The organism is Nitrosospira sp. NRS527 (assembly GCF_018406445.1).
GTDB classification, from domain to species: domain Bacteria; phylum Pseudomonadota; class Gammaproteobacteria; order Burkholderiales; family Nitrosomonadaceae; genus Nitrosospira; species Nitrosospira briensis.
The window spans coordinates 449,146-462,789 of record NZ_AP024515.1 but is presented as its reverse complement, the minus strand read 5'-3'; the positions used below and the strand labels follow the sequence as shown (position 1 = coordinate 462,789).

General features: G+C 51.8%; 13 protein-coding genes. 11 read left to right on the top strand and 2 right to left on the bottom strand.

What is annotated here, in order from left to right:
* The first annotated feature begins 248 nt into the window (after window positions 1–248).
* The 8 genes from KJS40_RS02070 to KJS40_RS02035 all read left to right on the top strand — a co-directional run bounded on the left by KJS40_RS02070 (window position 249) and on the right by KJS40_RS02035 (window position 10,381).
* Window positions 249–1,838, top strand: coding sequence for a hypothetical protein (locus KJS40_RS02070; protein WP_213538886.1), 1,590 nt, complete (start codon window positions 249–251; stop codon window positions 1,836–1,838).
* 909 nt (window positions 1,839–2,747) lie between these two features.
* Window positions 2,748–3,815, top strand: coding sequence for a c-type cytochrome (locus KJS40_RS02065; RefSeq protein WP_213538885.1), 1,068 nt, complete (start codon window positions 2,748–2,750; stop codon window positions 3,813–3,815).
* Window positions 3,816–3,821: 6 nt separating this feature from the next.
* Window positions 3,822–5,855 carry a cytochrome c oxidase subunit I gene (gene ctaD, locus KJS40_RS02060; protein ID WP_244859657.1) on the top strand — a complete coding sequence of 678 codons (2,034 nt, stop codon included), beginning with the start codon at window positions 3,822–3,824 and terminating at the stop codon, window positions 5,853–5,855.
* On the top strand, window positions 5,848–6,447 hold the full coding sequence (locus KJS40_RS02055) for a cytochrome c oxidase subunit 3 (RefSeq protein WP_213538884.1): 600 nt from the start codon (window positions 5,848–5,850) through the stop codon (window positions 6,445–6,447). Before ctaD ends, KJS40_RS02055 begins: the two co-directional genes overlap by 8 nt.
* Window positions 6,448–6,454: 7 nt before the next feature.
* Window positions 6,455–6,913, top strand: coding sequence for a hypothetical protein (locus KJS40_RS02050; protein ID WP_244859656.1), 459 nt, complete (start codon window positions 6,455–6,457; stop codon window positions 6,911–6,913).
* 4 nt (window positions 6,914–6,917) lie between these two features.
* Window positions 6,918–8,270 carry a cytochrome c gene (locus KJS40_RS02045; RefSeq protein WP_213538883.1) on the top strand — a complete coding sequence of 451 codons (1,353 nt, stop codon included), beginning with the start codon at window positions 6,918–6,920 and terminating at the stop codon, window positions 8,268–8,270.
* A gap of 616 nt (window positions 8,271–8,886) precedes the next feature.
* Window positions 8,887–9,285, top strand: coding sequence for a hypothetical protein (locus KJS40_RS02040; RefSeq protein ID WP_244859655.1), 399 nt, complete (start codon window positions 8,887–8,889; stop codon window positions 9,283–9,285).
* A gap of 160 nt (window positions 9,286–9,445) precedes the next feature.
* Window positions 9,446–10,381 carry a pyridoxal-phosphate dependent enzyme gene (locus tag KJS40_RS02035; protein WP_213538881.1) on the top strand — a complete coding sequence of 312 codons (936 nt, stop codon included), beginning with the start codon at window positions 9,446–9,448 and terminating at the stop codon, window positions 10,379–10,381.
* A gap of 120 nt (window positions 10,382–10,501) precedes the next feature.
* Here KJS40_RS02035 and KJS40_RS02030 read toward each other — a convergent pair whose 3' ends face one another.
* Both KJS40_RS02030 and KJS40_RS02025 read right to left on the bottom strand, forming a co-directional pair.
* Window positions 10,502–10,798, bottom strand: a complete 297-nt coding sequence (locus KJS40_RS02030; protein WP_213538880.1) for a hypothetical protein — start codon at window positions 10,796–10,798, stop codon at window positions 10,502–10,504.
* 11 nt (window positions 10,799–10,809) lie between these two features.
* The gene (locus tag KJS40_RS02025; RefSeq protein WP_213538879.1) at window positions 10,810–11,166 is read right to left on the bottom strand and encodes a hypothetical protein; all 357 of its coding nucleotides are present in this window, start codon (window positions 11,164–11,166) and stop codon (window positions 10,810–10,812) included.
* Between the two features lie 672 nt (window positions 11,167–11,838).
* Here KJS40_RS02025 and KJS40_RS02020 point away from each other — a divergent pair.
* The 3 genes from KJS40_RS02020 to KJS40_RS02010 are packed head-to-tail and all read left to right on the top strand — an operon-like array spanning window position 11,839 to window position 13,293.
* Entirely contained in the window at window positions 11,839–12,729 is an 891-nt protein-coding gene (locus KJS40_RS02020) for a zincin-like metallopeptidase domain-containing protein (RefSeq protein ID WP_213538878.1), read from the top strand.
* Between the two features lie 16 nt (window positions 12,730–12,745).
* Window positions 12,746–13,006, top strand: a complete 261-nt coding sequence (locus KJS40_RS02015; protein ID WP_213538877.1) for a DUF4160 domain-containing protein — start codon at window positions 12,746–12,748, stop codon at window positions 13,004–13,006.
* Window positions 12,961–13,293, top strand: a complete 333-nt coding sequence (locus KJS40_RS02010; RefSeq protein ID WP_213538876.1) for a DUF2442 domain-containing protein — start codon at window positions 12,961–12,963, stop codon at window positions 13,291–13,293. Before KJS40_RS02015 ends, KJS40_RS02010 begins: the two co-directional genes overlap by 46 nt.
* Window positions 13,294–13,644 lie beyond the last annotated feature (351 nt).

The following is a 13,644-nucleotide window of genomic DNA, read 5'->3' as shown; positions in this document are numbered from 1 at the left end:
TAATGAATAGTGGTTTTGCATAATATCTTGACTAACTCTTCAGTTCTATTTACCATTCCTCACGCATTTTTCACATTCCCGTAACGTTTTTTTCATGGGTACGATGTTATTTTCGACTCAGCAAGAATTCCCAAAAAAACTCACAATCAACTGAGCGATTACCATGGCGGACATAGTTTCCAAGTAAGATATGAACATTTTTTGAATCTTCAAGTCTTCGCTGTTCAACTTTGATATCGGGAGTATCTATGAAGTTTCGTTTCCCCCTAAGTCTCTTGTCCTGCTGCCTGTTTCCGGCTTCTCTATATGCCCAGGCCATTGACCTTTATGTGGATACCAAGACCAAGCAGATCTATGCCGAACCGGGAGCCGACCGCGTCCGCATGGGCTCTTTCGAAAGAGTTCCAGATAAGCCAGCCACGCCAACCCCCAGCGCAGCAACAGGTCCATTACCTCCCGGTGTACAGGTCGGTCCCAACGTGGGTCAGGGCGTTCCAATGGGGCCGGGCGCCACGATAGCAGGTGTGAAAAAGCCGGAGGGCGGCTTCGGCTTCGCAAACTGGAAGGATAAAGATCCTTTCAAATGGAATCTGAACGGGGATGGAAGCCAGTACATCAAATTCGGTTTTCTTAACCAGGTTCAATTACGGTACGAACAAAATAATCCAGGATCATTAGTACAAGGCCAACCTGTGGACGATACAACGGATATCGGCCTGCGCCGGACCCGTCTCGTCGTACAAGGGCAACTTACCGACAGGGTATATTTTTACACCCAGTACGGGATGAATAACCAGAACTTCCTGACTCAGCAGAACGGTAATCGACACATCGCCGCGTACTTTCATGACGCCTTCGGTGAACTGCGTTTGACTGAGGGAAATCAAATGACCATAGGGGGCGGGCTTGGCATGTTCAACGGCCTGTCCCGCTTCAGTGCGCCCAGCGTCAGCACCATCATGACACTGGATGTTCCGCTTCTTGCTCAATACACGACGGAACGGACATCTTCGTTCAACAGGCAATATGGCGTCTACCTTCGTGGTCAGGTCAGCAAATTTCGCTATATGATAGCTGCGAACGATTCGTTTCCGATAACGACCGACGGAATAGCGAATGACGGTGCCATCAACGCGACGGTGGCCAATTTTGCCCAGGTTGGTCATCATAAAAATTACACCGGGATGTTCTACTGGAATTTCTGGGACGTTGAACCCAACACCAACCCCTACATGCAGGGTACCTATCTCGGCAAGAAGAGCATACTGAATCTTGAAGCCGGTTTTGCCACCCAGAAAGCTGCCATGTGGACAGGCACTGAGGCTAATCCTCAGTTTCATGACATGACTCACTGGTCGGTTGCCGGTTATCTGGATGCACCGTTGGACAAGGAGAAGGAAACCGCCATATCCGCTTACGTCGGATACTTCCACATGAACTATGGGCCCAATTATCTTCGCATGAACGGAAATGGCCAGAATTCGGCTAACGGATCAGGCCCAGGCGTCAGTAGAAATGGTCCCGGCAATACTTACCCAATGTTTGGCACGGGCGACATGTGGTACGCGCAGGCGGGGTATCTGTTGCCTAAAAACTTGCTTGGATCAAATAACGGCCAACTGCAGGTCTACACGTCGATAACAAGCGCAGGCTGGGACGCACTCCACGATCAGATGAACGTCTTCGCCGGCGGCGTCAACTGGCTGCTACACGGCCATAACAGTAAAGTCACCTTTGATTATCAGAACAGGCCCATATTCCGCGCCAACTCAGCCGGCGATATCGTTAAAACTTCCAGCAGAGGGCAGTTCGTATTGCAATATCAGATTGCCTTCTAGTCGATTTTTCCCTCCTTCACTCAGCCCCAGGTGCAGCCACAATGGTTCAGGCTCACTTGGGGTCATTCCTTCCGTATTTCTTTCTGATACAACACCTAATGCCTAAAAATCGGATTCCGCCGATCGCTGCCTGCTCATACCCGTAATTTTACGCAGCCTGGAATAAAACCAAAAAATCTGGCCGCCTCTTCTTGCTTCCGATTCGAAATTCGCCTATTCGGTTGCCTCGCCACCCCGCTTCTCTTTTCGTTCTGACTTGCCCGCTTGTAATAAGTTCAATTCAGTCTAATCCCGCGAATACCTGAAGCTAGCGCAGAGAAGCCGCGCCGCCCTAAGTGCCCTGCACGTCCAGATAGAAAACTCGCTCGCCTGTGTTGTGTTTTATCCTCAATCCCGCAGCGGGCCGCTCATTTTTCAGCTGAGCACTATAACCACAACCGAAAAGGGATTTTTCATATCCTGTGAGCTTCACCTTTCCGTCCAGTTGCCGGATTCAGGATTATGCATCAGGGGATTGTGAAGAAATCGTAAGTACGCTGGCGAACAGAAGCATTGTGCCGGAAGCGTAGCATTCCATCATTCTCCTCGGCTTGGCCGAAAGCCCAGTTGCCCCAAGACGAAATCAGCCATGGCGCCTGCGGGGTGTTCGCGTCGATCGCTGGTAGAGTTCGACAGAATATGCACGGCGCGCCAACCGCCCGACAGTGCTGGAAACCTACACCACCGCTGTCGCCCCGCGTTACTTTTAAACAGGCCAAAAGATACGCGGCTGGACTCGCGCAGCATCATCAAGTCTTCCGATCTTGTAAAAAAATGGGCCTATGCGGATAAACCGAGTATCGAACCGCGTTCCGATAAGCCTTATCGCCATCATGGAGAACAATCATTTTTTAATTGCCTAGCCGGAAAATGAAAATTATCAAGTCGAAATTTTATTTTCATGCAGCCTCAAAACAGGCATCAGAACTGGCGGCACGGGTGGTCGTTATCTCCGCCACAGTGGCAATACTGGCACCCGCAGCGAATGCAGCGGACGCACCGCTAAATTATTTCCTGCACAGTTATGGGCCCGCGTCCAGACCGACAATGCATCTCGGATGGGTGCTCGCTGGGCTATCGGTACTAGTATTCTCCATTATCACCCTATTGCTGCTGGCAGCTTTGCTCCGCAGACGTCCCGCCATGAACCCGCGCACACTCGGCCGTGAAGGCGAAGGGCTGGGGTGGATATATATCGGAACGGGAATTTCCACCTGCATATTGTTTGGCCTGGTTATTTATTCCCTGATGGTGCTGAACGCCGTCGCCAAGCCGACGCAAAGCCCAACCATTACGCTGACCATTACGGGATATGACTGGTGGTGGAAAATCGAGTATGACCATGATGATCCATCGCAACGCTTCATCACTGCCAATGAGCTGCATGTTCCGGTCGGGCAACCTGTCCTGATCAAGCTGAAAAGCGCCGACGTCATTCACGCATTCTGGGTACCGAAGCTCGCCGGCAAAACACAGATGATCCCGGGACTCACAAATCAGCAATGGATCCAGGCCGATGTGCCGGGCATATATACCGGGCAATGTGTCCAGTTTTGCGGCGCCGGTCATGCTCACATGGGTTTCGAGATCGTTGCGGAAAGCGCTCGCGATTTTAAAAAATGGCAGAACGCCCAGCGGCAAACCGCTTCACTTGTTCCGATGACGGATGAAAATCCGGGGCACAAACTGTTCATGGATCGTTGCGCCGGTTGCCACACGATTCGGGGAACCCATGCCAGCGGCCGGCATGCGCCCGATCTGACTCACTTGAACTCACGACGCCGGCTTGCAGCTGGATTATTAACGAACTCGCCTGAACATCTGATGAACTGGGTCGTCAACGCCCAACAGCTCAAACCGGGGTCACGCATGCCCAGCATTGCGTTATCGGAATCCGAAAAGTCCGCACTGGCGTTATTTTTATCGGAATTGGACTAAGAATGTATGGCTACCTCTGACATGCCGCATAACCCAGCGGACAATCATATCCACAACGCCCATTCAGGCGATGACCGCCTGAGCCGCGTGCCTGATTTTGGCCGCGCACCGATTGGTTCGGCTGCCGAAGCGCAGCTCGCCCATATCTGGGAATCGGCCCCTGGTTGGCGCGGCTCGCTCTCCACGGTCGATCATAAGACGATTGGCCTGCGGTATATCGTCACGGCGTTTGTTTTCCTTCTGATCGGCGGCGTCGAAGCCCTGATCATGCGTGTGCAGCTCTCCGGACCGGGCCTTACACTGTTGACGCCGGAACAATACAGCCAATTATTCACGATGCACGGCGTGACGATGATCTTCCTGTATGCCTTGCCGATATTGTCGGGATTTTCCAATTATCTCTGGCCGTTGCTGCTGGGCTCGCGTGACATGGCATTTCCCCGCTTGAATGCGCTCTCTTACTGGGTCTTCCTGTTTGCCGGCATATTCATGTATGCGAGCTTCCCTATCGGCCAGGCGCCGAACGCCGGTTGGTTCAACTATGTTCCCTTTGCGGGCCCGATCTATAACACCGGCCCCAATATCGATGTCTTCGCGCTCGGCATGGTGCTGCTGGGAATATCGACGACTGTCGGATCGGTCAATTTTGTGGTTACGCTATTCCGGATGCGGGCGCCGGGCATGACAATCAATCGCGTACCGATCCTGGTCTGGGGCACGCTCACCGCATCCGTAGCCAATCTGCTGGTCATCCCCGCAGTCAGCCTCGCGTTTTTTCTTCTGTGGCTAGACCGTCAGATCGGCACCTACTTCTTCGACGTGGTCAACGGCGGTAAGCCGCTGCTGTGGCAGCACCTCTTCTGGATATTCGGCCATCCGTGGGTTTACGCGATTGTGCTTCCGGCGATGGGCATCGTTTCGGACGCATTGCCCACGTTTTGCCGCCGCCCTCTGGTGGGTTATGCCATGATGGCCCTTGCTACCATGGCGACCATGCTGCTTGGATTCGAGGTATGGATCCATCATATGTTCGCCACCGGTTTGCCGACTGTGGCCCTATCGATTTTCGGTGCCGCCAGCATGGTCATTTCAATTCCAAGTTCAGTCGCGGTATTTTCGTGGATTGCAACCATCTGGCTTGGAAGGCCGGTGTTCAAGACGCCGTTTCTGTTCTTTGCCGGATTTGTCCTTCTGTTTGTCATCGGCGGCTTATCGGGTGTGATGACGGCAGCCGTATCGCTCGATTGGCAGCTTAACGAAACCTACTTCATCGTCGCACATTTGCATTATGTGCTGCTGGGAATCAACGTGTTCCCGGTCATCGGCGGCATCTACTACTGGTTTCCCAAATTCACCGGCCGCATGATGGATGAAAAGATGGGCAAATGGAGTTTTTGGGTCATGTTCATCGGTTTCAACGTAGGGTTTTTTCCGATGCACATATCGGGTCTACTGGGCATGCCGCGCCGTATCTACACCTATTCATCGCGGATGGGTTGGGATACGGTCAATATGATCACCTCCATCGGGTCTTTCGTATTTGCCCTTGGTGTCCTGATTTTTCTTGTCAATGTCGCGATCAGTCTCAAGCGTGGCGCTCGGGCAGGCCCAAACCCATGGGATGCCGCCTCGCTGGAATGGTCCATCCCTTCGCCACCCCCCGCCTATAACTTTGCCGTCATTCCCGTTGTCGCAAGCCGGCATCCGCTATGGGAGGGCCGCCTTGACGAACACGGCGAAGACGGGAATCGTTCGAGCCTTGAAGAAGGCTATCTGCTGACGGAAGGGCGGGAAACGCTTGGCACCTCTCCGATCGATGCGGTACCGGAGATCATCCTGAAGATGCCCGATGACTCCTATGCGCCCTTCTTTGTCGGGTTGTTCGTTTCACTGGTGTTCGTTGGCATGCTGCTTCACTGGTGGAATTTCACCGGACTGATGATTATATCGACCATTGCCGCGCTTATCGTCTGGATGTGGCCCAGAAAAACGCTTGCTCAACGCCTGCCTGACGCACCACGGCGGGAAGCCCATGGTTAACGCCGATCAATTGCTGGTACAACCACTGCCCGTAGGGAGCAAGGGCAAACTATCGGGTGGGTGGTGGGGCGTTCTGGCGCTGATCGTGACGGAGGGATCGCTATTTGGATATCTGCTGTTTACTTACTTCTATCTTGCATCCCAAGCCGAACACCATTGGCCGCCGGCAGGTTTGCCCGACTTGCTCCTGCCCAGCATAAATACGGCGATTTTGCTTCTGAGCAGTGTCTGCGTTTGGGCAAGCGAACGCTGCATCCGGAAGAAACAGGTCCAGTGGGCCATGGCGGCGATGGCGCTCGCAATCGTGCTGGGGGCCTGTTTCGTTGGAATTCAGCTCAATGAATGGGATAAAAAAACGTATGGCATGACTTCAGATCTGTATGGATCGCTGTATTTCACGATCACGGGGTTTCACCTGCTTCACGTCGTCATCGGGCTGGCCATCCTGTTGCTCCTGCTGATGTGGATATCGTTCAGCTACTTTAACGAGAAACGCCATATTGCCGTCACTATCGGCGGGGTGTACTGGCACTTTGTCGATGTTGTCTGGCTGTTCGTTTTCACTACCCTTTACCTGGTTCCTTACCTCTGAAATTCAAATGAGCTTTACCGGCAAACAGGACATAGCAAAAGAACATCGTGCTCCTACCCACGATTCGGTGAGTACATACAGAACATTGCTGGCACTTTTTGGTGCACCAACGTTCTGGGTAGGTCAGATGTCTTTAAGCGAACCGCTTGCCGCCTATACTTGCTATCCGCATCAGGTTCCGCTCTCCACCCCGTTGCTGGCCGACTTGTCGGCAATCCTGGCAATGATCAGCCTGATTTGCCTGGCGGGTGGCTTGCTTTCGGGATATGTCGCGTGGAATCTATGGCGACGGGCAAGTCATCGGCCAAGCGTGTCAGGAGCAGGAGAACACGCCTTCGAAGCAGATGGAGGGCAGACACGATTTCTGGCAAGGCTGGGAACAATGTCGAGTTTCGTGTTTATCGTCGCAATTTTATTTACTGCGTGCGCCGTTTTATTGGTGCCGCCGTGCAGTGCGTGGATTTAACAGGATGAAGATATCGGGAATGACATTCAGGGATTCAATAAGCCGGGCTTTAGCTGCAAGTCGTTCATGGGCTGCATGGGTTGCCTCGATTGCCTTAGGGGGGATGATTGTCGCAAATGCCCAGGCTGCCGATCCCGAAACCATCGCCCTTGGCGAATATCTTGCCAAGGTGGCTGATTGCACCAGTTGCCATACAGCCGGGCCGCATCACCCTCCTTTTTCCGGTGGCCTGCCGATCAATTCGCCTTTCGGGGTTATTTATTCAACGAATATCACACCAGATCCGGCCACAGGCATTGGCAGATACAGTTACGCCGATTTTAGCCGTGCCGTTCGCGAAGGCATCGCCAGGGACGGCAGACGCCTCTATCCGGCTATGCCTTATGCCTCGTTCGCAGCAGCAACGGACAACGATATGCAGGCGTTATATGCTTATTTCATGGAAGGAGTGAAGCCGGTTCGTCACACGCCCCCCCCGACAAGACTCATTTTTCCCTTCAGCCAGCGCTGGGGCCTGATGTTCTGGAGCGCGGCATTTGCCAATCAGAAAACGTACCAGCCGCGCACCGACCGCGATACGCAGTGGAATCGCGGCGCTTACCTGGTACAAGTTTTGGGCCACTGCGGTGCCTGCCACACGCCTCGTGGCCTGGCTTTCCAGCAAAAAGGATATTCGGAATCATCGCCGGACTACTTGAGCGGCGCAGTGATAGATAACTGGTTTGCCGGAAACCTGACTGGAACAGATGCATCAGGTCTGGGCAGATGGTCGGAGGCAGAAATTTCCACGTTCCTGGAAACTGGCCATAGTGGACATAGTGTCGCCTTTGGCAGTATGGTCACCGTTATCGAAAACAGTACTCAACATTTACATAAAGCTGATCTGGATGCCATTGCGCACTACCTTAAATCCCTGCCGGCGAAGAAGGGAAAGACGTCCTATAAACCGCTCGTTATGCAAGGCCGACTCATCCTGACCGGGGCCATCCCGAGCCAATTTGAACGTCCCGGCGCGGGCCTCTACTCGGGCTTTTGCGCCAAATGCCATCGAGGTAACGGCACAGGCAAGTCCCCGCAAATTCCGCGGCTTGGCGGCAACGCGATGGTTCTCTCCGAAAACGCGTCGTCCCTTATTCGCCTCATGCTGGAAGGGGGAAAAGCGCCGCTGACGAAACATGGGCCCAAACCGAAAAAAATGCCCAGTTATGAAAAAAAGTTCTCCGACCGCGAGATAGCGGACGTCCTTACCTTCGTACGCAATAGCTGGGGGAATGCAGCGCCTGCGGTGACAACGCGCGATGTATCCTTATTGCGAAAAGCGCTGCGCGACGATCAGCTCCCGCAATCGGCACCGTGACCGGTTCCATCGTTTTTTCGATGGACGCAACGCGAAGGACATGGTGCCTATGGTAAAGAATCTGGAAGAGGACAGGTGGAGCAGTTATCGAGAGAAGCTCGGACAGCGGTTTAGCCAGGATAAGATCGTGATACGAGCGCAGGAAATTCGATTGCTGTAATTGCTTATCCAGTGATCATTTGGTCCTCTTACGGATTTAAAGATGCTGTGATGGACGATCAATCAAAAATCAGGTCGGTATCTATTGAGAGGACTGTGGGAGATTTAAACCAGCTCTCACTAGGGCTAGCTCTAGTGGGAAATCGGCCCTGCTCGCTCACCCCTGCCTTCATTAAAGCTCGAGCAGCAAAAGTGAAGGGGATACCATTTTTGGCGTACCCCGAAGGAACTGCAGTTAGGACTTTAAGGTCCGTAATATATAAACAAAATATTATGATAACAATCAAAACATGTGACTTTTATTTATAGTAATACTGAGTACAATTATGAAGCTTCTTCATGCATTGTGCATCAGGGTTCCACCTAGAAACCAGAGTTTCCCTAATGTTCCAATGTCATGGACCGCATCAGGATGGAGCGACTTTCACTTCATCCATTTCATTGGAGTCTGCCTATCATGCAAAAAGAAATAAGGAAGTTTGTAGCGGCTATATCCACGCTGGGCCTACTAGCGAGCTGCTCGGAGACCGGTGTAATCGAAGCAAAAAAGGAAGACACGAGTGTGTCCGCACAAAATATCAGGCCTTTTGTCGACCACGACGGCCTCGCCAGACGGTATGAAAACCGGGCCAGGACACTGCTGGAAATAGCGGCGGAACACGAGAAACGGCTCCAGTATTACGAGGACAAAAGCTACCTCTACGGGAGACAAGAGCAGGATTCACACGCGCATGCCATCGCCCTGGTGCAAAAATACAAGCTGGCGGCAGAGAAAGCCACCGAATCTGCTTTTCACCACAGGATGGTGTCGCAACTCGCGAAACGCGATTATATTGCTTCGAGCGCGCCACATTGATTTGGATTGCCCCAAGAGCTCAGCGGTGAACCCGGCTGGAACTGGATGCACGGCCCCCGTTTCAGCAAAATTTGAATAGTGCCTGGAATGAATCAATGAGCGGCAATTCCATGTTTTTTGCGCAGTTCCCTGTCGTATTCGTCAATTATAGTTCTTTTGAATGCCACTACATATTGAAACACCGCTAATTGAATCCCATTTGATCAGCCATAAAGTGGGTCAATCCATTTGGTTGAAAATGGAGTCCGCCCAACCATCCGGTTCTTTCAAAACCCGAGGAATCGGCTATGCATGCGAAGAATATTTAAAACGAGGAGCAAAACGCTTCATTGCGTCATCAGGCGGGAATGCGGGGCTGGCAGTTGCTTTTGCTGGACGGCGCCTTTCGGTACCTGTAATCATCGTGGTACCTGAGACAGCTTCAAAGCGGGCGGTGAATTTGATGTGTTTAGAGAATGCGGAAGTTATAGTCCAGGGGAAGTCTTTGGACGAAGCGCACCGATTTGCACTGTCACTCATGCAACCTGACGATGCATATATACATCCTTTCGATGACCCGCTGATTTGGAGAGGTCATGCCAGCCTGATTGATGAAATATTCCGTGCTGGTCTGAAGCCTGACGCAATCGTTCTGTCAGTTGGGGGCGGCGGCCTCCTGTGCGGTGTTATAGAAGGATTGAAGCGGAATGGAGGGGCCGATGTGCCTGTCATCGCTGTTGAAACTGAAGGTGCGGACTCCTATGGGAAATCCTTAAACGCGGGATTCCTTGTCGAGCTTGCAAACATATCGAGTATTGCGACGACGTTAGGAGCGCGCATGGTTTGTGCACAAGCATTGGCATACTCAAAAAATCACCGAATCGAAAGCGTTGTGTTGCCGGACCAGATGGCCGTTTCTGCTTCCTTGCAGTTTTTGCAAGACCATGGAATTGTCGTTGAGCCTGCTTGCGGCGTTGCGCTCGCTGCGGTGTACGAAAAAGTTGCAGCGTTATCAGGGTATAAAACGGTATTGGTTATCGTATGCGGCGGCGTTGGTTCTACCGCTGATGACTTAGTCGAGTTGGCACGTGTGGAATGTGACGTAGCAAAATGTTAAGTATTCAATGTGCCTTATTTCCAGGAGGACAAGGTAGAAAACGTTTGGTAAGAACAATTAATTTATTTTCCTGTTTTACCCTTGATAACCTATTTTATCGTGTGTTTTAAATTGATAAATCTAAGCACCAGCAAGCAATGTCGAAAGAAAAAGGAATTCCTGGCAACACAATGCATCGATCTGCTTGCGAAGATTTTCATGCTGACTTTTGTCGTGTGTTCCCAAGCAAAGGTAGTAATTTTTGCCCTCGTGCTGCGCATAGATGATCCATTCACCAGTTAACGCTGCGGCCGTAGTCAACTGCATCCAGTTGCCGTGTACCACATCATTCGCGATTGCCTTGCAATCTTCGAGTGAGATGTAGCGCTCTTCACCAGCTTCCTGCGCTTCGCGTATACGTTGTTGGAAAGATGGCAAACCATGTTTTTTTAGCCCTTTTTTAGATTGAGCGCAATTGCGCCCACTCCATCCTCTAAGTAGTGCTTATGCCATAGTCCTTTTAATGGTGGATATTCGAATTGAGTAGGTGGTTTTAGCCGACTTGGGTTTCTAACGCCTTCTAAAGTTTGTATCTCATGTACAACCTTTGCTGGATTTAAACGATTTGATGTAGCACCACCGAATAGACCAAGCACCAGAAGAATGCTATATCGGCCTGAGACTAAAGGCTCAAGGCCAATGAAATTGGCAAAGCCGGTGATAACCGTAGTCATATCCTCTCCATTCGCTGCTGTAAGAGTATATTTTTTACCTGTCATTGGTTGTCCAATAGATTTGATTTTCATCAATTAAATTATCTAAACACATGACTGCTTGGTCAGTTCCAAAGGCGGTTCCGAGATCAGGGAAATGAATCTCTAGTTTCTCATGCGAAACTTTTAGCGCTTGAGAGGTTCGCTGCACGAACACGGCTTTACTGGGTTGCGCTTCGCTTCATTCCTTCGGAACGGCTTTGCCGCCCTTTCAATCCTCTCTTCTTAACGGCTCAGCTTCGCTCATCCGTAGCGCACTCCGTTTGCGATCTTGGGATCATGGCTGCGCCATCATCCCGCCAACAGCAACAACGAGCAGCCACGGCCAAGCATTGCCCGACTGTCACAGACCACGCCAGCCGCTACGCGGTACGCTTTGCCTGTCATGGTCTGTGATCCTGCCCCTGTACCAGGTGCAGGCCGCAGGCAACTCAAACCCATCCAAGACGGTGCAGCCAGCTCTACCCGTTGCGTTATCCCCCCAAGTCCCCCGAATCTCTGCGAGGGGGACTTGGGGGGGATAACCAGAATGCAACGGGCAGGAATCAGCGGCTCGTTGCTTCACCGTCAAACCTACCCCACCCATTCCCAACCCTTGCCCGTGAAGGCAAGGGTTTTCCCCACCACCGCCGCCCCAGGGCGGCCCGAGGAAGTCCGAGCGAAAGAATGTGTTTATCAACCCAAAATCGCGAGGATTCCAGAAGCATGAAAACCACCAGCACCCCTAAGAAAGATATGTACGCACAGATCACGGAAGAGATTATCGCCATGTTGGAAAGCGGTAAAAAAAGTAATATTACTTGGGCACGAACCGGCAACAGCTTGCCCCGTAACCATAAGACCGGCGCAGCCTATCAAGGCGTAAACGTGCTTTTGTTATGGACAGCAGCCATGACCCACGGCTATTCAAGTGACCGCTGGCTGACCTACAAACAAGCCGCAGACATGGGCGGCCAAGTTCGCAAAGGTGAAAAAAGCGTTTCGTGTGTTTTTTTCAAGACGATTGAACGCGAATCGAGCAAAGGCGACGCCGAGAAAACCGAGTCGGCACGGATTATCAGCCCGTTCTGGTTGTTCAACCTTGACCAGATAGACGGCATTGAAAAGCCACAGGCCATTGCGCCCCTTAACGAGTTTCAGCAGATCGATGCAGCCGAGAGCGTTTTAAGGCATTCGGGCGCAGTCATCCGCGAACAGGGCGACAAGGCGTTTTATCGCCCTTCGACCGATGAAATTTATTTGCCGGAACGCACCCGTTTTTCATCAGAGATCGAATTCTACAGCGTAGCCCTGCACGAACTAACGCATTGGACCGGAGCCAAGCACCGTTTAGCGCGTGACTTCGGCAGCCGATTCGGTACAGAATCCTACGCTTTCGAGGAATTGATTGCTGAGCTTGGAAGCGCTTTTCTGAATGCTGAACTTGGCTTTGCCGCATCAATGATTCCGAATCATGCCGGGTATATCGAATCATGGTTGAAGGTGCTGAAAAGCGACAAACGCGCAATATTCACCGCAGCCAACCAAGCCAGCAAGGCACACCGCTATATCATGGATTTAGTGGAAGGCAACCAAAGCGAACAAAAAGCCGCTTAACCAAGGAGAGGGAACCATGCCAGTCATAAGCACGTTTTATGGGATTATAATTCAGATGTATTGGCGCGATCATTCGCCGCCGCATTTTCATGCAAGATACGCAGGGGAACAAGTAGCAATCGACATACACACCTTGAAGATACTGCAAGGTGAAATGTCGCGACGAGCGCTGGTACTAGTGCTGGAATGGGCGCAGGAACACCGCGACGAACTCATGGAGGATTGGGAATTATGCACACAACGTCAGTCACCAAAGAAGATATCGCCTCTTCTGTAGTTCCCCCCATACAAGTCGGGGGGATGCCTTGGGACGTAATGGCAGTCAAGGCGCTTGATGGCTACCGGTTCCATGTTCGTTTTGCTGATGGACTGGAAGGCGAAGTCGATATGGCTGAGATGGTACATGCGCCCGACGCCGGTATTTTTGCCGTGCTGGCCGACCCGGATTTATTTGCCCAGGTGTACGTCGAACTTGGTGCAGCAACCTGGCCGGGTGAACTTGACCTGGCACCAGACGCCATGCACGACGAGATCAAAAAAAACGGAGTTTGGAGGCTGAAATAAAAAGTGCAGCGCGGCCAAGGCCGCGCCTGACCGCCTGCTTTCGACCGAGAATAACTGCATCTATCCACTTCCTCAAACCAGAGATAAACTTACATCCGTTTCGTCAAGCTTCCATGCCCCAGCGGTGAAAAGGCCGATGCCAGGGACCAAAAGAAGTACAGTTATCAATGATATCTGCAACCGACGACTTCATGGATTGTCGGTCAGTCGCAGTTAATTCTGGATCGCGCCGATCAAATGCAGGTCGGCAGGGATAAATGCAGGTTCAGTTGCAGCTAATCCCGGTTTGCGGGGATAGATACTTGCAGTTATTCCTGGCTCAAAATCAGGCTGAATACTGGTTGACGCTGT

Bases quoted from the DNA above. Each gene is read 5' to 3' on its own strand.
- ctaD (WP_244859657.1), top strand. From the start codon at position 3,822: ATGGCTACCTCTGACATGCCGCATAACCCAGCGGACAATCATATCCAC.
- KJS40_RS02025 (WP_213538879.1), bottom strand. From the start codon at position 11,166: ATGAAAATCAAATCTATTGGACAACCAATGACAGGTAAAAAATATACT.
- KJS40_RS02015 (WP_213538877.1), top strand. From the start codon at position 12,746: ATGCCAGTCATAAGCACGTTTTATGGGATTATAATTCAGATGTATTGG.
- KJS40_RS02040 (WP_244859655.1), top strand. From the start codon at position 8,887: ATGCAAAAAGAAATAAGGAAGTTTGTAGCGGCTATATCCACGCTGGGC.
- KJS40_RS02010 (WP_213538876.1), top strand. From the start codon at position 12,961: ATGCACACAACGTCAGTCACCAAAGAAGATATCGCCTCTTCTGTAGTT.
- KJS40_RS02045 (WP_213538883.1), top strand. From the start codon at position 6,918: ATGAAGATATCGGGAATGACATTCAGGGATTCAATAAGCCGGGCTTTA.
- KJS40_RS02065 (WP_213538885.1), top strand. From the start codon at position 2,748: ATGAAAATTATCAAGTCGAAATTTTATTTTCATGCAGCCTCAAAACAG.
- KJS40_RS02070 (WP_213538886.1), top strand. From the start codon at position 249: ATGAAGTTTCGTTTCCCCCTAAGTCTCTTGTCCTGCTGCCTGTTTCCG.
- KJS40_RS02020 (WP_213538878.1), top strand. From the start codon at position 11,839: ATGAAAACCACCAGCACCCCTAAGAAAGATATGTACGCACAGATCACG.
- KJS40_RS02035 (WP_213538881.1), top strand. From the start codon at position 9,446: ATGCCACTACATATTGAAACACCGCTAATTGAATCCCATTTGATCAGC.
- KJS40_RS02050 (WP_244859656.1), top strand. From the start codon at position 6,455: ATGAGCTTTACCGGCAAACAGGACATAGCAAAAGAACATCGTGCTCCT.
- KJS40_RS02055 (WP_213538884.1), top strand. From the start codon at position 5,848: ATGGTTAACGCCGATCAATTGCTGGTACAACCACTGCCCGTAGGGAGC.